At 63.0% G+C, this 19,568-nt stretch carries 16 protein-coding genes; 4 read left to right on the forward strand and 12 right to left on the reverse strand.

Annotation, left to right across the window (positions count from 1 at the left end; translation table 11 throughout):
* Positions 1–68: 68 nt before the first annotated feature.
* The 3 genes from K1X74_00975 to K1X74_00985 all read right to left on the reverse strand — a co-directional run bounded on the left by K1X74_00975 (position 69) and on the right by K1X74_00985 (position 2,656).
* Positions 69–656 carry a DUF3501 family protein gene (locus tag K1X74_00975; GenBank protein ID MBX7164894.1) on the reverse strand — a complete coding sequence of 196 codons (588 nt, stop codon included), beginning with the start codon at positions 654–656 and terminating at the stop codon, positions 69–71.
* A gap of 26 nt (positions 657–682) precedes the next feature.
* The gene (locus K1X74_00980) at positions 683–2,116 is read right to left on the reverse strand and encodes an anaerobic glycerol-3-phosphate dehydrogenase subunit C (GenBank protein MBX7164895.1); all 1,434 of its coding nucleotides are present in this window, start codon (positions 2,114–2,116) and stop codon (positions 683–685) included.
* 120 nt (positions 2,117–2,236) lie between these two features.
* On the reverse strand, positions 2,237–2,656 hold the full coding sequence (locus K1X74_00985) for a rubrerythrin family protein (GenBank protein ID MBX7164896.1): 420 nt from the start codon (positions 2,654–2,656) through the stop codon (positions 2,237–2,239).
* 314 nt (positions 2,657–2,970) lie between these two features.
* Here K1X74_00985 and K1X74_00990 point away from each other — a divergent pair, with 314 nt between their 5' ends.
* Together K1X74_00990 and K1X74_00995 are read left to right on the forward strand one after the other, a co-directional pair.
* Complete coding sequence (locus K1X74_00990) at positions 2,971–3,456, forward strand: VOC family protein (protein ID MBX7164897.1); 486 nt, start codon at positions 2,971–2,973, stop codon at positions 3,454–3,456.
* Positions 3,457–3,664: 208 nt separating this feature from the next.
* Complete coding sequence (locus K1X74_00995) at positions 3,665–3,937, forward strand: hypothetical protein (GenBank protein ID MBX7164898.1); 273 nt, start codon at positions 3,665–3,667, stop codon at positions 3,935–3,937.
* A gap of 130 nt (positions 3,938–4,067) precedes the next feature.
* On the opposite strand, the gene K1X74_01000 is transcribed toward K1X74_00995, so the two are convergent.
* Positions 4,068–5,060, reverse strand: a complete 993-nt coding sequence (locus K1X74_01000) for an AraC family transcriptional regulator (GenBank protein ID MBX7164899.1) — start codon at positions 5,058–5,060, stop codon at positions 4,068–4,070.
* A gap of 386 nt (positions 5,061–5,446) precedes the next feature.
* Here K1X74_01000 and K1X74_01005 point away from each other — a divergent pair, with 386 nt between their 5' ends.
* Positions 5,447–7,924: an arylsulfatase gene (locus K1X74_01005; GenBank protein ID MBX7164900.1), complete on the forward strand. Its 2,478-nt coding sequence runs from the start codon at positions 5,447–5,449 to the stop codon at positions 7,922–7,924.
* A gap of 108 nt (positions 7,925–8,032) precedes the next feature.
* Here K1X74_01005 and K1X74_01010 read toward each other — a convergent pair whose 3' ends face one another.
* The 3 genes from K1X74_01010 to K1X74_01020 all read right to left on the reverse strand — a co-directional run bounded on the left by K1X74_01010 (position 8,033) and on the right by K1X74_01020 (position 11,695).
* Positions 8,033–9,397: a permease prefix domain 1-containing protein gene (locus tag K1X74_01010; GenBank protein ID MBX7164901.1), complete on the reverse strand. Its 1,365-nt coding sequence runs from the start codon at positions 9,395–9,397 to the stop codon at positions 8,033–8,035.
* A gap of 3 nt (positions 9,398–9,400) precedes the next feature.
* The gene (locus K1X74_01015; GenBank protein MBX7164902.1) at positions 9,401–9,775 is read right to left on the reverse strand and encodes a helix-turn-helix transcriptional regulator; all 375 of its coding nucleotides are present in this window, start codon (positions 9,773–9,775) and stop codon (positions 9,401–9,403) included.
* A 789-nt stretch (positions 9,776–10,564) separates the two neighbouring features.
* On the reverse strand, positions 10,565–11,695 hold the full coding sequence (locus K1X74_01020) for a hypothetical protein (protein MBX7164903.1): 1,131 nt from the start codon (positions 11,693–11,695) through the stop codon (positions 10,565–10,567).
* Between the two features lie 533 nt (positions 11,696–12,228).
* On the opposite strand from K1X74_01020, the gene K1X74_01025 reads away from it, so the two are divergent.
* The gene (locus tag K1X74_01025) at positions 12,229–12,831 is read left to right on the forward strand and encodes a hypothetical protein (GenBank protein MBX7164904.1); all 603 of its coding nucleotides are present in this window, start codon (positions 12,229–12,231) and stop codon (positions 12,829–12,831) included.
* 461 nt (positions 12,832–13,292) lie between these two features.
* On the opposite strand, the gene K1X74_01030 is transcribed toward K1X74_01025, so the two are convergent.
* The 5 genes from K1X74_01030 to K1X74_01050 form a co-directional block, all read right to left on the reverse strand.
* On the reverse strand, positions 13,293–13,784 hold the full coding sequence (locus K1X74_01030) for a dTDP-4-dehydrorhamnose 3,5-epimerase family protein (GenBank protein ID MBX7164905.1): 492 nt from the start codon (positions 13,782–13,784) through the stop codon (positions 13,293–13,295).
* A 232-nt stretch (positions 13,785–14,016) separates the two neighbouring features.
* The gene (locus K1X74_01035; GenBank protein MBX7164906.1) at positions 14,017–14,841 is read right to left on the reverse strand and encodes a rhomboid family intramembrane serine protease; all 825 of its coding nucleotides are present in this window, start codon (positions 14,839–14,841) and stop codon (positions 14,017–14,019) included.
* A gap of 41 nt (positions 14,842–14,882) precedes the next feature.
* The gene (locus K1X74_01040) at positions 14,883–16,169 is read right to left on the reverse strand and encodes an iron-containing alcohol dehydrogenase (GenBank protein MBX7164907.1); all 1,287 of its coding nucleotides are present in this window, start codon (positions 16,167–16,169) and stop codon (positions 14,883–14,885) included.
* A complete protein-coding gene (locus K1X74_01045; GenBank protein ID MBX7164908.1) occupies positions 16,166–17,059 on the reverse strand; it encodes an energy transducer TonB in 894 nt (297 codons plus the stop codon). Before K1X74_01045 ends, K1X74_01040 begins: the two co-directional genes overlap by 4 nt.
* A gap of 64 nt (positions 17,060–17,123) precedes the next feature.
* Positions 17,124–19,388, reverse strand: a complete 2,265-nt coding sequence (locus K1X74_01050) for a TonB-dependent receptor (protein ID MBX7164909.1) — start codon at positions 19,386–19,388, stop codon at positions 17,124–17,126.
* Positions 19,389–19,568 lie beyond the last annotated feature (180 nt).

The raw sequence follows: 19,568 nt of genomic DNA on the forward strand, positions 1-19,568 counted from the left end.
AAATAAACGCCCGCACCGCGTTTCGCTACCCGTCGGTACCGAGCCCTTTTGATGAATTCAACCGACTTCTACGCCGCCAGGTCGCGGGCAATCGCCGCGCGGGTCTCCTCGCCCAACACGGCCTGGGCCACGTAGTGCGGATGATCGATCACCAGCCGCAACACCGTGCCCGACGTCGCGATCAAGCGCTGGGCTGCATCCGTGAGCGGAAAATGTACGAACTGCACGCTGCTCACCTTGTGCTCGTCGATCTGGCCCGCGTCGAACTCGCCCGCGATGCGCGGCAGCTCGCCGACGACCAGCCAGATGTGCCGATCAATCCCCACGAGTTTCGGCAGCTCGATCTGCCGCTCGTCCTCCGTCGGGTACTCGAACATGAACGTCACGCTCAGGCTGTCGGCCCGCGTGATCAGGGGGTTGTACGCGTGCAGCTCGTCCTCGATCGCTTCGAGGTTGCCGAACGTCCCCTCGGCCCGGAGCATTTCGTGCACCTGATAGCGCATGATCTCGCGGTTCTCGATATGCGCCGAGCAGTTGCTGCCGATCAGCACCCGCCGTGGACGCTTCTCGACCATGATCTTGCGACGGTAATCGGGGCGAATCGCTTCGTACTCGTCGCGCGAGAGGATGTCGTCGAACGTGAGTAATTCAGCCATCGTCAAATCTCGTAGTTTGCCCAAGCCTATCCGAGCGTCGACCCGGACGCATCATTTCCACCCGCCGGCGGCGACAATTTTTCCTCGGTCGGACGGTCTGCGATCCGCCCGGCAAATCCGTCGGCCCGATAGGCCCGCGCCAAGACCTGCACCGGGTGCCACGGCTTGCGCCCCGTGGCCTGCTCGAACTGCACGGCGGCCAACGGGCAGTCGCTCGCCCAGACCTCGGCCTCGACCTCGCGCATCTCGTCGAACGCCTTGCGGCCATTCTGCATGGCCAAGGTGAAATATTCGGTTTTCATGGCCCACGTGCCGTCGTGGCCGCTGCATTGATCGACCGGCTTGACCTTCACGCCCGGAATGCGCCGCATCAATTGCATCGCCGGGTAGCCGATCGCCTGACGCTTCAAATGGCAAGGAATGTGATAGGCAATCGAACCCGCCGGACGGCTGGCAAATCGCTCGTCGAACTGCCCCGCCTTGCGCCGCGCGAACAAGAATTCGCACACGTCCATCGTCGCCGCCGCCACGGCTCGGGCACGCGGGGCTAGGTTGGCGTCGTAGCGTTCGTCCAGCAGCGTGGGATACTCGCTCTTGAGCATCAGGCTGCACGTCGGGTTGATCGCCACGACGGCATATCCCCGCTCGACGAACGGCGCGAGAATCTCGACGTTGCGCCGCGCCTGGCGCTGTGCCGACGGGATATCGCCGCCGTCGAGCGCCGGCATGCCGCAACAGGCCAAGGCCGGCACCGCCACGCGGCAATCGTTTCGCTCGAGCACCTCGACCGCGTCCTGCCCGATCTGCGGGTTGTTCCAGTTCACAAAACAGGTGAAGAACAGGACCACTTTCTGCGTGCCCGTCGCGCTTTCGCGCCGGCCGTCGGTGCGGCGCTCGAACCACTGTTCGAACGTCGGGCTGACAAAGTCGGGCAACAGCTTGTCGCGATGCACGCCCAGCGTCTTCTCCATCGCCACGCGGAACAGGCGGTTCTTGTTGGCCGCGTTGCTCAGCACCGGCAACAAGGTGCCCTGCCGGCCCAACCGGTCGGGATCGGCCAGCATCCGCTCGCGCAGCGGCACACCCTCGCGCGCCACGCGCTGCGCCTTGGCCCGCAACATCAGCGCGGGGAAATCAAGCTGGAACTCGTGTCCCTCGCCGGGCGTATAGGGGCAGTTCACATAGCACAGCTTGCAGCCGAAACACTCGTCGACGACCTGGCGCGCGACCTCGGCCTCGAGCGTCAGCGCGTCGCCGTCGTTGGCGTCGACAGCCGAGAACAGCGTGGGAAACGACTGGCAATATTTGAAGCACAGCCGGCACGAATGACACAGGTCGAACGCGCGGCGCAGCTCGCCGGCCAGCGCCGCCTCGTCGAAGTACTGCGGATCGTTCGGGTTGTAGCTCAACCCGGGCGTCGGCGAGAACGGTTGCGAGCTGTTGGGATTCACAGCGGACATCGCATTGCACCGGACAGCTGGGGCGATTGACCCCGCGCGCACGCTCTCTATTCTTTTCCGCCGGGGAAAAGACTCAGCGGCGCGAGACTTCCCCACGCGGCAGCACGCCGCGGCGAACGCTTAGCCCAACTCGGTGAGCGCCGCCTGGAACTTGCCCGCGTGGCTCTTTTCGGCCTTCGCCAGCGTCTCGAACCAGTCGGCGATTTCCTCGAAGCCTTCTTCCCGGGCCGTCTTGGCGAAGCCGGGATACATGTCCGTGTACTCGTGCGTCTCGCCGGCCACCGCCGCCTTGAGCATCTCGCCCACGTCGCCGATCGGCAGGTTCGTCGCCGGGTCGCCGATCTTGCGCAGATAGTCGAGGTGGCCATGGGCATGGCCCGTTTCGCCTTCGCCCGTCGAACGGAACAGGGCGGCGATCTCCGGGTAGCCTTCGACGTCGGCCACCTTGGCGAAATACAGATAGCGCCGGTTCGCCTGCGATTCGCCGGCAAAGGCATGTTTCAGGTTATCGTGCGTCTTCGAACCCTTGAGCTGCGCCATGTTTGATCGCTCCCGTCGTTCCCGACCGTGTTGGATGGCTGGACTGACCGCGCGGCAATCGTCGGCCGCCCGGTTCGCTGAGGCAGTCTATCAATAATCATTATTGATTCAACCCCCGCGACAAAGCGGTGCGGATCGGGGGCATTCGCCTGCCGCAGTCGGGCAATAGCCCCGGTCCGCTCACGGCCAGGTCGTCCTCGGGCCAGGCAGTAAAATGGCCCGCGCCCTTCGAGCAGCCCCGCCGGCCCGATCGCTCGGTCAGGCTGGCCAAGGCCGTCCTCAGGCTTCCACCCCATCACGCCGAGACCTTTCCGATGCTTCATCCGGCCAAGAACAAGATCTGCCTGTGGTATGTCCGCGACGCCGAGGCGGCGGCACGGTTTTATGCCGAGACGTTTCCCGATTCGTCCGTCGGAGCGGTGATCTACGCACCGAGCGAACATCCTTCCTCGCAGGCCGGCGACGTGTTAACCGTCGAGTTCACCGTGATGGGTATTCCCTGCATCGGGCTCAACGGCGGGCCCGGCGTCGAACACAACTGGGCCTTCTCGTTTCAGGTCGCGACCGACGATCAGGCCGAGACCGACCGCTACTGGAACGCGATCGTCAGTAGCGGCGGCGAGGAGGGCCAGTGCGGCTGGTGCAAGGACCGCTGGGGCGTGAACTGGCAGATCACGCCAACCGCCCTGACCAACGCCTTCACCCTTCCCGACAGCGCCGCCACCAAACGCGCCTTCGACGCGATGATGAAGATGCAAAAAATCGACATCGCCACGATCGAAGCCGCCGTGCGCGGATAACGTTTCATCGACCAGCACGCGGGCATCACTCCCCGCCTCGCGTCATCAGACGGATGCGGATGTCGGCAGTCTCGCCACAAGGTTATCCCATTCTTGTAAGTGCGTGCTGGGCGATAAAATGCGTCAAGGAGCCCTGAGAAAAAAGTCGTGTAGAGACGAGTCCGGACCCATCAACACTCGCATTAACAATCCACGCGAGGAGGGTGTTATGAGCGGAACCATCGCAGCGAAGAAGGTCTTCACTCCCCCATTTATCTTGATGATCTGCGCCCTCTTCGTGCTTTACAGTCTGCCGCGATACGGCAGTACCGCAGAGATGGTTGGCTGCGCCAGCATCTTGTCGGCGTACGTCGCGGTTCTGCCGGAGCTGTTCCGCAGCCGGAGCGGATCGATGTTGACGGCATTCTGTTTGGTCTCAGCCATGTGGGTGGCAGCAACGGTCATCGTCGTATTGACCCTGATGGGAGAGATTCAAAGTTGAGCAACGCGCCGAACTAGCTGGTCAACCCGAGCGGCGGACCCGCCGGGTTTGGAATTCCGCGATTCTCGCGCGCCGCCCAGTTACCCTTCGCTGCGCTTGCGACACCGCCCTCGGTTGTGACACCTCGCCCTCAGCCGCTCAGGATCTTGCGGCGATAGTTGCCGGGCGTCAGGCCCGTCATCCGGCGAAAGCTCCGCACGAAGTTGTTCGTGCCGAAGTACCCGAGCTCGTGCGCGATCTCGTCGAGCTTCATCTGTGGAATGGCCAGCATTTCGCAGGCCGTGTCAAAGCGCAGGCGGTCGAGCAGTCCTTGGTAGGTCGTGCCCTCGGCCCACAATGCACGCTTCAGCGTGGCCGGGCTCACACCCACGATCCGCGCGACGTGATTCAAGGTCGGCAACAGGCGATACGTGAAGCGCGAAGCGACGAGGCGATACAACGAGTCGAAGACGGGTGCGCAATCGGCCGGAGCTGAAATCCAGGCGCCGTGTTCAGAAACTTTGAACGCTGGTAGACGCCGGCTCAGGAATCCTGTGGGAAAACCCAACGCGGTGTCGTGAGGATGGACGCGTACTTGGCAGTCGCGAAAGGTCTCGATGCCGCGGTGGCGCTCGCTCAGCTCGCCGCAGAGCAGAAGCTGGGACGGCCGCCAGTCATCGTCGACCAAGGCGCAGACCAGACGATGATAGACCGTCAGCGTCATGTCGGGAATGAACATTTGCCCCAGCGACGCGCTCTGGGGCTCCCGGTAGCAAAACCAGGTCGTGTCGCCGTCGGACCTGAGGAAGTACTCGTTCCCCTCGTAAGCGGCGTTTCCGAGCAAAGCACAAGTTTCCAGCGCCTCTTTGACCGTCTTGCATCTCCACATCGCGGCTTCGATCGGGCCAAGATGCCGCAGCTCGAATTGAGAGTACGCCGCGTACACGGCGTCCGCGCGGCGAGAACGCTGAACAACGTCGAACGTGAAGTCGTAGGCCTGCTTCTTGGTGATCCATCCCCCGCCCTGAATCAGCTCGCCAGGAATCCGAGCCCGGTCGAGAAAGGCCTCGCTGCGGACGCCATTGGATTCAAGGAACCGGACCAGCGGCGCCAAAATCTGGGCGTCAAATAAGTCGATCCGCATGGTTGGTCGGCCCAGGTAGGGGATGAGCCCAAATGAGCGCCGCCGAATCATTCTAAGTCTCCCACGGCAGCGGTACCATGACCAGCACTTGTCCTGGCGTACAGTCTCGCTCGCCAGTCGTATTCATGCTTGGGAGACTCGACCGATGTGCAGCTTCCAGCTTCTCGTCTGCGCTACTCGGCCGCTCTTGATGAGCGCTCCTCTCAAAACCGTCGGCGGCGGGGCTCACCTACGTCCGCCGGTCCGCTCCGACCGAGACGGATCTCGATAAGGCCTGGACGCTGCCGGATGGCGACTTCGTCGCATCGATCTCTGCGTCGCTGGTCGCTGGTTATTCAAACTCGACCGCAACTACTTCTCTCATCGCTCGATCAGGAGATGCAGCCATGCAAACTAGAGCTACTTTGGTTGCTGCAATCGTCATCGCGTTTGCCGCCTTCATCGGCTGGTTGACCGCTCCCGGCTGGTCGACGGCGACTGCTCAAGCACAAAACCCGCCGGCGACGAACACATCCGACGTCCTGCCCAAGCCCGAGCCTCCGTTCAAGGGCAAGATCGGCCGCACGGCCAAGGAGTCGACTCCGGACTTCCCCAAGGGCATCGAGGCCCCCAAGGGCGCTCCGAATGTCTTGCTGATCCTCACAGACGACGTTGGCTTCGGCGCGTCATCCACGTTTGGCGGGCCAATCCCGACGCCCAACTATGACAAGTTGGCGAAGTCCGGGCTCCGATACAACATGTTTCACACGACGGCACTTTGTTCACCGTCGCGGGCAGCCCTCATCACCGGGCGCAATCACCACACGTGTGCCACGGGCGTCATCACGGAGTTCGGGACCGGCTTCCCCGGTTACAACTCGGTGATGCCGAAGAGTTGCGGCCCGGTAGCGGAGATTCTGAAACAAAACGGCTGGAACACCTCATGGTATGGCAAGAACCACAACGTCCCCGATTGGCAGTCGAGCCAGGCCGGGCCGTTCGACCTGTGGCCCACGGGACTAGGGTTCGAATACTTCTACGGCTTTATCGGCGGCGACACGGACCAGTGGCATCCGGCTCTGTTTGATGGCACCAAGCCTGTCGAAGCTCCGCACGACCCGAAGTATCACCTCGATGCCGACCTGGCCGACCATGCGATCGCGTGGATCCGGCAGCAACAGGCATTGGCACCGAACAAGCCGTTCTTTGCCTACTACTCTCCAGGACTGTGCCACGCTCCGCATCATGCACCAGCGGAATGGATCGCACAGTTCAAGGGGCAATTCGACCAAGGGTGGGACAAGCTACGAGCGGAGACGCTGGCACGCCAAATCAAGCTAGGTGTCGTCCCCGCGGGCACGAAGTTGACGCCCCGACCCCCAGAAATTCCGGCTTGGGACTCGCTCACCGCCGACCAGCAGAAGCTCTTCGCCCGCATGATGGAGGTCTACGCCGGGTGCCTAGCATACTGCGACAGCAACATCGGCCGTGTCATCAAGGCCGTGGAAGACACCGGCGAACTCGATAACACGCTGATCATCTACATCATGGGCGACAATGGTGCGAGCGGCGAAGGCACACTACAGGGACTGGCCAATGAAGTGGGAGTAGCCGCGAATGGCGTCGAAGAGACGATCTCCTACCTCACTTCCATCATGGATTCGCTCGGCGGCCCGTTGAACTACAACCACTACCCGGTTGGCTGGGCTCACGCGATGGATTCACCCTTCCAGTGGACCAAGCAAGTCGCGTCGCATTTCGGCGGTACGCGTAACGGACTGGTCGTTTCCTGGCCCCAGCGCATCAAGGAGCAAGGCGGAGTACGCAGCCAGTTCTGCCACATCATCGACATTGTGCCGACGATTCTCGAAGCAGCCGGAGTCACGGAACCGACGATGTTGAATGGCGTCAAGCAAACGCCAATCGAAGGCACGAGCCTGGTCTACACGTTCGACGATGCCCAAGCGCCAACGCGTCACAACACCCAGTATTTTGAAATGCTTTGCAACCGGGGCATCTATCACGACGGCTGGATCGCGAGCACGAGTCCAATGCGACTGCCGTGGGCCAAGGCCGAACCGGGCGCTGCCGGGGCCGAACCGGATGATTTCAAGTGGGAGCTGTACCACGTCGCGGAAGACTATTCGCAGTCGAATGACCTGGCGGCGAAGAACCCGGACAAGCTGAAAGAACTGCAAGCCATCTTCGACCAGGAGGCCAAGAAGTATCACGTGTATCCGCTCGATGCGACCTTCGCCGAACGTGCCGACGTGTCCATCCGCCCGAGCCTCACACGCGGACGCGACACGTTTACCTATTACCCGGGGACATTTCGCGTGCCCGAAGGGTCGGCCCCGGACACCAAGAATCGGTCGTTTTCCATCACCGCGGAAGTCGAGATTCCGGAGCACGGGGCAGATGGCGTCGTGATTACGCAAGGAGGGCGATTCGGCGGCTGGGCGTTGCTGCTGCTGGATGGCAAACCGGAATTCGATTATGCGCTCTCGAACCAGAAGCAATACAAGTACCGCGTCACGGGTAAGGACAAGCTCGCGGCGGGAAAGCACACCATCAAAGTCGACTTCCAGTACGACGGCGGAGGGTATGGAAAGGGAGGGACGGGCACCATTACGGTCGATGGCAAGGAAGTCGCTCAGGGCAAGATCGAACGCACGATTCCCGTGCGGTTTTCCTTGGACGAAACCATGGACGTGGGCAGGGACACCGGCACGCCCGTCGTCGAGGACTATCGCGACAAGATGCCGTTCGAGTTCACGGGCACTCTCACGCGAGTCGTGGTTGAACTCGGCAAGAGCGGCCTCGCAGCCTCCGACGAACAGGACTTGAAGAAGCTCGCCCACAATGCGGCGCATGCGGTCGAGTGACGCGGCACGCTCTTGAGAGCTGGCGGCGTCTGGCGACCCGAAGCGTCGGCCGCCGTAGTCGAGACGGGTGGCAGCAGGCATCGCAGCCCTGGCGATGCCTGCGCGGGCTCAGCGGAACCCGAACAGCGGGGGAAACACAATCACGACAATCGCCGCCCACACGAAGTACACGGGCAGATAGCTGGTGAGCCACTGTTCGAGGCTCTCGAAGGAAGTCTGCCCGCGGAGGAAGCGGATGTAGAGTGCGACGGCCCAGGCCAGATTGACCAGCAGAATCAGGTTCTCGCCGAGGGCCGCGACGCGGTTGGGGCTGAAGCCGAACTCGCTGATGCGGGCAGCGATGGCCCACAGGGCGACCGCGTCGGCCATGAGCGCGCTGAGCACCAGCACCACCTGGACGAAGTCAAAGGCCCCCGGCGGCGACCGCGGGTCACGCGCGGAGACCGCATAGAGCAACAGGCCGAGCACCACCGCCAGCAGCAGATCGAAGGCGATGAGCACGTCGCGCGAGATGTCGATCGCACGGCCGGTCCACAGCACGATCGCGAGAAACGAGATCAGCAGGATCGCGAATAAGGGAGTGAAAAGGCGCGTCAGCACCGGGGCCATGTTTTCGATCACGCTTTGCTTGGCCTCGACCAGCCAGGAAGCGACGAATACGGCGCCGGCCGCTCCGCACGGCATGATCCATTCGGCAATCGGGTCGGGATCGATCCCGATCGCCTTGAAGAGCATCGCCAGGAAGGCCATGAACACGCCGCCACCCAGGGCGATCAGGACGTAATAGATGTACAACTCGCCCGAGAAGCGAATGAAATCCATGCGGCCGGCGACGTCGCGCCAACGGACGCCTGCATAGGCCATGCCCACCACCAGCCACAGGGCAATCGGCAGATGCAGGGCCAGGAGCGCCTGGGTGTGGCCTCCTTTCACAAAGGGATAGACGTTGGCAAAAAGGCCCGCCACGACGAACACCGCGGCCAGTTGCAGGGCCCTGCCGGCCGTGAGCCGCCGCCGCCAGACGAAATAGACGGTCAACAGCGGCAGCGTGAAAAAACTCAGGTTCCTGAGATAAAACTCCTCGTGATCCGCGAGACTCAGTCCAAACAGCTCGGGCAGCTTCGTGAGGCCCGCCGCCACGACCCCCAGCGCGACCGCGACGAGGCCCTCGGTCTGAACCGTGCTCCAGGTCGGGTCGGCGCTCGACGAAACGACGAGCTGTTTCCAGAGTCGTTCCGCGTGCTCTCGGGCAAACTCGCAAGACAGCTCATCGAGCGCGCCCATCCGCTTTACGGCCACCAGGAACGCTTCATCCGCGGCAAGCCCTGCGCCGCGGAGAGCGCCGATCTGCTCGCGGAGATTGTCTTCCAGCTCGGCCACATCGACCGCGTCGATCGCCTGGCGACGGCGGAGGTAGTTTCGCCACTGGTCGATTTGCGCTTCCAGGGACCACGAGGGATCGGTCGTCGACATCGCCTAGGCTCCCCCGAAACAGGGTCGGGCCGACGGCCGCGCGCTGACGGATAGCAACTGCCAGACGTCGCGCAAGGCCGTGTCGACAACCTGCCATTGCCTGCGCTCTTCGGCGAGCTGTTTGCGTCCCTGCGCCGTGATCCGGTAATACTTGCGACGGCGACCACTTTCGGCCGCTTCCCACCGCGCCTTGATGTGGCCCAACCGCTCGAGCCGGTGCAGCACGGGATAGAGCATCCCGTCGGTCCACTCCAGGCGTCCGCCCGAGAGCTCGCGAACGCGTTGAATGATCGCGTAACCGTAGCTGTCCGCGTCCGCCAGGATGGCGAGCACCAGGGGAATCGTCGAGGCGGCGGTCAGCTCCTTGTTGATCTGCATGGTCGACCTTCAGCAAGCGATGCGCAGCCACCACTCGGCTATGCATAGCATCATTATGCATAGCAGTATTAGGTATGCAAGAGCAATGCACGGTCGTGCCGTTACGGGGAGCTGATCCCTGACCAATGCGTCGTGGCTACGGCCAGCATGCGTTGCTGGACCGGATCGACCCGGAAGCGAGCCTTGCTGGACGGCCGCTGACACGCGTCGGCCCGACAAGCCGACGCAAACTTCGGCCGCTCACCAGTGCGGATGCTCGCCCCCGATCGCACCGCAGCCGCAAACGGCGTATCGCGCGCCCGGCAACCCCGCGCTCGCAGCAGGCCCGACCGCGCACACTCGCCTCGGCAACTTCGGTCGACGCGACCGGGACCGCCTTCCGGCGATCCATTCGTGACTCAGGACGGTTCGACCCGGGCGCGGCCATGAGTGATCAACCGCTTCGGTGCATCGGACTGAAGCAGGATCGGATTGCTTGCGATTGGTCCCATCTTCTCTCCGATCCTCGCGCCGCGCGGGAACCTTAAGTTGGCCGAAACTCATTCTAGGCAAGGGTTTCGCCCTGTAAGCTCCTCCTCGGATCTTAGTGGCGTAGGAAATTCCACACGGAGGGAATGTCGAGAATCGCGAAGAGGACTCGCGTACACCTCGAAAACAATCGTGCAGGCCATACGGAGGTCTTGAATTCCCAAGCAGCCTCTTTGCCTGCGAGTTTGGAGAGGCTCTCACGAGCGAAAGTGGTCACCTTGCGAGACATCTTTACCCCCCGACAGATTCTAAATTGCAATCCTACCTTTTTGGGGCCATTCTTCGCCGTGGACTGAGCCTCCGGCGAAAACCGCCTCCACCTCCCGCTTTCTTGCTGGCCCCGTTTCCCTTCGCGAGGCTACCAACGCTAAGCGCGTAATGCCATTGGCACTCCATGATCGCCTTTCTCGCGCGTTTGCGATGGTCGGCCCACCACGCAACTGCCAAAACGGTCAAGCCGGTAGCTGCCAGTGCTGTGAGATTGACGTACGGAACAAGCATTGTCGAAGCCAAGAGAGTTGGCACGCTAATTGCCATCGCGTTTTTCGCACTCGCGACCCTTTCTTCATCCAGGACGGTTTTATAGTTGCGCAGCGAACGCTCAACCTCCTTCTTAGCCGCATATACCGCCTCCTGTGCCTCGACTGTCGACTTAGCTTCGGTCAATATGCCGCCAACCTTTTCTACGGCAACGCGAAACGCGCTGAGCTCATCCATGCGTTTGGCCCGAAAGCCGAGAATTTTTTTCATAGAAATGTCACGGACTGAGTCGGCTGTTGGAAACTCGATCCCGATACGCGACAGGACATCCCGATTCACTACGTCTTTCCGTGCCCGTGGCGGTTTACCGAATAGACAATACTCACCCGACGGACTGAATTCGTCTTCATCCGTGACAAGAGGGAGCTTTGTGCGTTCCGCCATTTCTGAGGCCAGGCAGACCATATAGAGTGAGGCCATTTTGTTCGGCAACACCACCCAGTCCCCATGGCTCCGCGCTAGACGCGATTCGGTCAACTCATCTAGTAGGAGCTTTGACAACTTGTCGCGATGCACGAATGTGCCGCGATAATCTGCGGTGGGCATAGCCAGAATCGCCTCAGCTTCCTTCTGAATGTTCTCTTTTCTACTCAGTAGAATAGGTAGCACTCTTTTTCGAAAACTCGCGGCGGCCGTTTCGACGTAGTCTTTTGCCGGAGTATTAATCAACAGCTCGTTGTCGCGCGCGAGCTTGGCTCCTTCCGAGTCATCGGCTGCTACGTCGTATTCAGCCTCAACCGGAACGATTCTCCGCACGCGGTCCCAATAAAGCAGGGAGACTTTGAGCCAATCCTCATTCACGTTCAAATACGGATAGTATAGCGCAGTGATCGGCGCGGCAGGATCGGTCATAGAAATGTCCCTAGCAGTAGTTACTTGAAGGCACCAAAGCTATCTGCCGACGGCCGCTTTGCACCCTGCAGCACGGTTGAACTCTTCGTAGTGTCGCTGCGTCCGAAAAACGCTTGCTCGCGTCATTCGAGACACTCACACACGGTCGTACGATTTTCTGGTACCTTCAGGCCGGGCGCAACGAAGCGATTTCAGACACGCCATTTTTCTCAGTTGCAAGTACGCAAAGCAAGGTCGATATGCTCAGGAATGCGCGTGTCGCGATTTGCAGAATGGTGAGCTGAACGCTTGGCAGCACCGAGGCCGGTCGCGCTTCCGTCAAAGACCGATTGGACGCTCAGGAGGGCGTGACCGGAGCTTTGTGTTCGGGCAGCCGGACGGTTCGTCCGGGGCAAGCAAGACGGTCGATCCTATCCGTTCGTAAGACGGTGATGTACGCATTAGAATCGGCAGTCAGCCAGTCGCTTTGGCGGGTAGTCGTGGCAGTTGTCGATGGCAAGGGAATCGAACGCGAATGGCCTGGGAAGCTCGTCATGCGACGCATCATTAGTAGTGTGTACCTTGTTCTGCTGATCGCCATCGCCCTGGCGGTGCGCGCCGACGCCGCCGATAAAGACACGGAAGCCGCGTTGGCGGCGGTCGCGGCCGCTCCGGAAACTCAAACGGTGCGCATCGGCGACAAGGCGCCGCGAACGATCGGCGGCGTCATGTGCCATGGCAGTAAGGTGGATACCGCCGACTTCGGCGGGAAGTACGTGCTGGTGGTCTACTGGTCAGAATCCGACCCAAACTACAAAGCATGGGACGCCACACTTCGCGAGATTCGCCGGAGCTATACAAACAACACCGATTTCTTGATGTTGAGCATCTGCATGGATGGCGACTTCGCGAAATGGAAAGACGATCTCGAGCAGGCAAAACCGATCGAATTGAAGGGCAAGCAAATCGCGCTATTTCGGGATCGGATTTGGTGGCATGCGGTCGATGATGACTGGCCTGTTCCTCAATCCGTCGTTGACAGAGAACATTTACCCGTCGCGCACCTCATCGGGCGTGACCTGCATTTTCTCGCGGTGCGAATTCCACTCGATGAGCTAAATACCACCGTCGAATCGCAGGTCAAGCCGGTCGAGTGATGGGATTGCCGCGAGCTGATCGGGTTCTGGTGTCAGTCGGTGCCTATCCCTCGACGGCGTTGAGCTGATCTTTCGACCGGCGGCCGCAAACGACGCAGGCGGGCGTGCCCTGAGCGTCCAATCGAAGGGAGCAACCTGCTCCGGTCTGACACGGCGAGGCAAGCGATTGGCGCTCGCGAGAGCGCTAGTTCGCCTGGCAAGCCCGCGCTTGCGGGTTGCTCGAATAATCCGTTCGAGGACGACCCGCAAATTCATTGCGGAGAGGCGGCAGGCCAAAGTCCCGCTTGCGGTGCTGAGGGCACGTTCGCAGAACGTCCTCGGCTTAAGATCGCCGCTGACGGTGGTTGCACCGTCGCGTCGCGCAACGTCTTCGGAATGCTGCCGCGTTTCGCGACCAATAGCGCCAACCGCGGCTTAACTGGTCCAGCAGCAACGGCACTCAGCCCGACAAGAACGGCCGCTCAGTCCAGCAGAAACGGGCTGTCGACCAGGTCTTCGTGGCGGATCTCGTCGACCGGCTCTTGCTTGCCGTAGCCGGCGTACAGCCGGTTCGGGCAGTTGAAGACCCAGCCCGAGCGATCGCTCACGTTCTTATAGGCGTGCACCACCCCCGGCGGGATGATCACGGCATGGCGATTCGATTCGCCGACGATCATCGTCAGGCGATGGCCATAGGTCGCGGCCGACTCACGCGTGTCCCACAGGTAGAGCTTGAAATCGCCGGGGCCGACGAAGGCGAAGTAGTCGGCCTGATCGACGTGCTCGTGCGGGCCCCGGGCCACGCCCGGCAGCGTCTCGCTGACATAGGCCATGACCGGGTGGTTTTCAGCGGGCAGATCGTCCTCGCGGTACAACTCGACGAGCCAGCCGCGGTGATCCTTGAACTGCTTGAGCGGGCGGATCACGACGCCGTCGATCGGTCCCTCTTGAAAAGTCACACCTTCCTCCGTCATCGAGTTCTCTGTCGCAGCCAGGGAGGTTCCAGGGACTTGCGGTTCGACAGCCGGCGAGTGCATGCGTGCGTTCCCGAGAAAACCAAGTTCACGTGTGACATTAGTGGCGACCCGTGGCGGCCGCAAGGACCCCCGGGATGCGATCCGCTCAACTCTAGGTCACACAACCTGGCCACTGGCCGGTTTGCGCAGGGGGCAGCGTCCAAGAACTCTGAATTCGGCCGTAAACCCACTATTTTTCGACACTTATCTCCGCATCTTCCAACCCTGCCCCGGGTTCCTCCCCGGCGGTCTCGCCGGGCTCGAGCTCGACGCTCAGGGGCTGCATCTGGTGGCGATATTTCGCCGCGGCGCGGTTATAGCGAACGAGGCGATAGCCCGGGTGCCACGGGGCCCAAAACAGGCCGATCAGCGGAACGACCGTCGCCAGGGTGAAGGCGCCGATCCAGGCGGGCCGTCGCCGGGTATCGATCAGAACCATGCCCGCCAACACGCCCAGCGCGAGCCCCCAGCCGTGGGCCACGTTGGCGACGGGCATCCAGCCCAGGTAGGTCGCCGCGATGCAGAAGAAGAACCAGACCATCATCACGCGGACCGTCTCGTCGTTGACCACGACGCCCCAGTACGGCTCGCGCCGCCGGCCGACCCACATCATGCCGAACAGCCCATACACCGCCCCCGACAGCCCGACCGCCGGGTGCATCACCACGAGATAGTCGAGCAGCACCGGCACGTAGCACAACACCAGCAGCAGGCCCGCATAGCGCAGCGCGCCGATCCGTCCTTCGACGATCGGGCCCAAGACGAGCATCCAATAGATATTGAACCCGGCATGCAGCAGGTTGCCGTGCAGCAGGGTGGTGGTCAGCGGCCGCCACCACTCGCCCTCCCAGATTGGCCAGGAGATCACCAACCGCCAATCGACCTGCAAGGCAAAGCGGCGGTCCATGTCCGGGCTGGGATCGAACGTGCTCACCACCTCGAGCGCGAGCGCCACGGCCGTCACCAACAATGTGACCGGCGTACTGCGAAAGTCGATCTTGAGAGCAGGCAGCATGACCGTTCACGGGACGAATGGCGCAGAACTCAAACGCGAACTTACCACAGCACCAGCGATTGCTCGAAGAGCCGAATCAGTTCCGGCTCGCTCGCCGGGCGCGGCGCGAGCTTCGTCACGCGGTGTTGCGGCAGCGTCCCCCGCGCCAATTCCGGCGCGTCCTGCGCGGTCAGACCGATCGCTGCCAGTCCCGAGGGAATCGCCAGCCGGCGCATGTACTCGATGATCCGCCGCGCGAGCACCTCGCCGGCGTCGCACTCGGCGACGTCGCGCATGTCGGCCCCCAGCATCGCGGCCGCTTGCAGATGGCGCTGCGGATCGGCCGGCGCCGTGAAGCGAAACACGGCCGGCGCCGTCAAGATCACCGAGACGCCGTGCGGCACGAACGGGTGATCGTCCGGGTAACCCGGCGGGTAATAGTCGCGCACCATGCCACTGATCGGGTACGACATGCCGTGGCACAAGTGCACGCCGGCGTTGCCGAAGCCCATCCCGGCAAAGGCGCTGGCCAAGAGCATCTGGGCACGGGCTTCGTCGTCGGCGGGGTCTTCGACCGCGCGGAACAGATAGCGATCGACCAGCCGCAACGCCGCTTCGGCCCAGACGTCGCTGATCGGGTTGTGGCCCTGGTAGGCCGGACGCAGGTTGGGGCGCTCGGGCCGTGGCCGCTGGTCGTAGCGAATCGCGGTGTACGACTCGAGGGCATGGCACAGCACGTCGAGCCCCGTCGAGGCCGCCACGAGCGGCGGCATCGTTCGCGTATTCTCCGGGTCGACGATTCCCAAGGTGGGCTTTAATCGCCGATGCGCGATGCCCGTCTTTACCCGCGTCGCCGACAGGTCGAAGATCGACACGCCCGTCGTCTCGCTGCCGGTGCCGGCCGTCGTGGGAATGGCGATCAGCGGTCGCAACGGCCCAGGCACCGGCCGGCCGGCGCCCACCGGAGCGTTGACGTAATCCAGAAACGCCGCCGGCCACGTCGTGTACAGGTTGGCCGCCTTGGCCGTGTCGATCACCGAGCCGCCGCCGACGGCCACGAAACCGTCAAACCGCCCTTCGCGGGCCACGTCGATCGCTTCCTGGAACGAAACGTCGGTGGGCTCGACCCGCACGCGGTCGAACAACTCGAACTCGATGCGCTCGGCCCGCAAGGCTTCGCACACCGTAGCCACCGGTGCCAGCCCGGTCAGCCGCGGGTCGGTCAGCACCAGCACGCGGCGCAGGCCCAGGTCGGCCGCGTCCATCCCCACCTCGCGCGTCGCCCCCGGACCAATCCGAAGGTTCGACGTCGCCATCTCGAACACACGATCACGCTCGATCTCGGTCATGACGAACCGCTCAACGAAAAACGCACGGGAAGCTTGCCGACCCACGGCACGGGCCGGCCCTCGGCTACGGCCGGCGCAAACCGCCAGTTGCGCACGGCGCTGGTTGCAGCCTCGTCGAGCAATTCGAACCCGCTCGAATCGGCCACTTCAATTGTTTTCACCGCGCCGTCGACCGCAACGGTCAGCCGCAAGATCACGGTACCTTGCTGCCGCGCCCGGCGTGCCGCCTCGGGATACAAGGGCGGAGGGTTCGACAGGGGCCGCGGTGCTGTCGCCTCGAAACCCACGCTCTGCACAGAAGGCGCCGACGCCACCGACGGCATACTCGCCGCGGGAGCCGTGGCTTGAGCCTCCGCGCCCTGCTGCGGTGTTGCGCTGGGCGGCTGGGCCGGGGCGCTTTGTTCGTCGGCGCTTGGAACCGGTTGCGGCGCGGCCGCTTGGGACTCCGGGCTGGCTGGATGTTGCCCAAACGTTGCCTCGGGCAAGGCAGCCGGCTCCGGCGGGGCCGGCTCGGTGTGCGGCGCGAGTGCGACCTCGACCGATGGCAGCTCGACCTCGTTCAGGACCGGTTCCGGGCGCTCCACGGCCTGGACTCGTTCCAGCTGCGCGACGATCGGCAACTCGCTGGGCGACAGCTCCGCGACGCGCCAGTCGGGCGATTGAATCGACAGCGCTGCTTGCAGGCTGGCGACGCTCTGCTGGCCCGCCAGACTCGGTCCGGGCAAGCGCGTCGTGGTCCATCCGACCGCCAGGGCCCCGAGCACGCCGGCGTGGGCCGTCAGCGATACGAACCATGCCGACGGCCGCGAGACGGCCGCGATCAGCCCACGTTGTAACAGCCAGGAGAACAAATTCGCACGCTCGACCGGAAACACGGGACGCGCCGCCAAGCGCACACGGCCAGGCGGTACAGCTATTATCGTCGCGTCCGGCCCGAATGGACATACGCCGCGGCTACCGCACCCATTCGTAGCCCAGCAGGAAGTTGATCCCTGGCCCGTCAACCCCCGAGCCGAACACGCGATAGTACTTGTCGGTCAGGTTTTCCGCGCCGAGCGTGACGCGATGATGTCCGGCCTCGTCGAGAAACCGGCCTGCCCGGGCATTGAGCGTGGCATAGCCCGGCTGGCCATCGGGCGGGAAGCGGGCGTCTCCCGCGTTGAGCGATGTGAGGCGGTCCTGCCGGCGAACCATCCAGACGAAGATATCCAGATACCCGGACAGCTCGGGCGCGCGCCGCCGCATGCCCAGATAGCCTTGCGTTGGCGGAATCCGGTTGAACGGCTCCGCCTGCGTCAGGTTCTGGCCAAACGTGTACCAGAAATTTCCCCACAGGCTCCAGTTGCCCTCGAACAGGTATTCGCCGGCCAGTTCGGTACCGTTGATGCGGGCATCGACGTTGCTCAGGATCGCGTTGTTGCTCGCATCGACCGTGCGCGTGATGTAGTCCTGAAAGTCGACCCAGTACTCGATCATCTGCCCGCGGAACCGCGGGGTATCGAGCTTGAAGCCGCATTCATAGGTGTTGGCAAATTCCGGCTGGACATTGAACGTGCCGATCACAGGGAACTGCTGGCCCTGCTGCGCGAACGTCTTGGTCGACACCAGGTCGTCGACGTTCGGTCCGCGGAAACCCTCGTAGTAGCCGCCCACCAGGTTCAAGTTCGGCGTCAGCTCGTACACCGCGCCACACGAGCCGATCCAGGCCTGATAGGTGCGATCCAGGGGGACGTTCGTGTTGACCCCGTTGATCGTGACGGTCGGCGTGCCCGAGACGTTGATGTTTTCGTACCGCGTACCGGGCAAGAGCGTCAGCCGCTCGGTGATGTCGACGTCCCATTGCAAGAAGCCGCCGGCGCGATCGTAGATGCTGTCGTCCGGATATTGCGGGATCTGCGGGGAAATGAACGCGCCCGTGTTGCGATTGAAGCGGTTCTTGAAGGCGTCGATATCGTCGTAGTAGTAGTCGGCGCCGTAGGCCACGTTGCCCAACAGCCCCAGGTCGCGCGAAAACAAGAGCGTGCTGCCGAACGTGTTCACGTCGAACTCGCCGATATCGCGCCGCTGGGGATTCGTCGTCAGATTGTCTTCGATCAAGCCCTCCTTGGTCCGCTGGTACGACACGGTCGCCGAATAGTTGTCGAACAGCGTGCTCAACGACGTGCCTTGCATTCGCACGTAAGCCAACTCGCGCTGCTGCGGGTCGAAGAACGTCGGCCGCTCGGCGGCGCTCGGGTTGTACTGATTGACGAACGGGCGGAAGCGGTCGCTGCGCGGGACGCTGTCCTGCTGAAAATGCTGCACGGCGAAGGTCAACAGTTGATCGTCGTCGACCAGCAGGTTGAACTTCACGTCGCCGGCGTTCTGGTCGTAGTTGGTAAACGGCTGCCGGCCGAAATTTCCGCCGCGATCGAGATCGTTGACGTTCATGTAACTGGCCCCGCCGTAGACGCCGGTCGAGCCGACCCAGGCCTCGGTCGTCACGCGCGAATACGAGGCCATGTCGGACGAGCTGAAATACTGAATCGCCCCCGGCCCGCCGTAGTTGGCCCGCAGTGGGTCGGCCGAGCGCGTCACGATGTTGATCGCGCCACCGATGGCGTCCGAGCCCCACACGACCGAGCTGGCGCCACGAATCACCTCGATGCGGTCGACCAGGCCCGGATCGACCGTGTTGAAGTACTGGTTGGGCCCCGCCCTGAGGACCGAGTTGTTCATGCGGATGCCGTCGATCAGCACGACGATCTCCTGCCCGGTGACACCACGCAAAAAGGGCGACGCCTGTCCCCGGGCCGTCGTCTGCACCATCACGCCCGCCTCGGTTTGCAGGGCCCGAACCATGTCCAGCGATTGCCGCTCGCGCAATTCCTGGTGCGTGGTGATCGAACCGAACTGCGGCGTGCCGAAGATCGACTCGCCGCCGGGCATCAAGCTGTTCAAGCCGCCGAACGATTGCCCGGACAGCGAGGGAAAGGCCACGCCCCCGCCGCCTGCGCCCAATCCTGCTCGGCTCGCGCCCGCGCCGCCCTCGAACGGCGGCAACGGTGGCGAAGCCGGTTCGGCCGGCGCCTCGGGCGTGACGACCACCTCGGGCAACGTCGGCTCGGCGCTCGTGGGCGGCTGGTAGAGGACGAACCGGATTTCGCCCGGCTGCTGCGCGTACCCTTCAGCCGCTGCGCACAACGCCGCCCCGACGCAGACGCTGATCCATGCGCGCATGGCGAACCTCCGGCGATGAATCGCAAGATCGAAAAAGAATCAGCACCCTGCGCTAGCGGTAGGCTGGGTCGGGCGGGGCTGCCTGGCGGGTCATGCGAGGGCAGATCGTGGTGCTTCCCACGGCGTATCGTCGCCCGAGCAATCGCTCATTGACCGACGACCGCCCCCTCCGCGCAACTC

Source organism: Pirellulales bacterium (assembly GCA_019694435.1).
Lineage (GTDB): Bacteria > Planctomycetota > Planctomycetia > Pirellulales > JAEUIK01 > JAIBBZ01.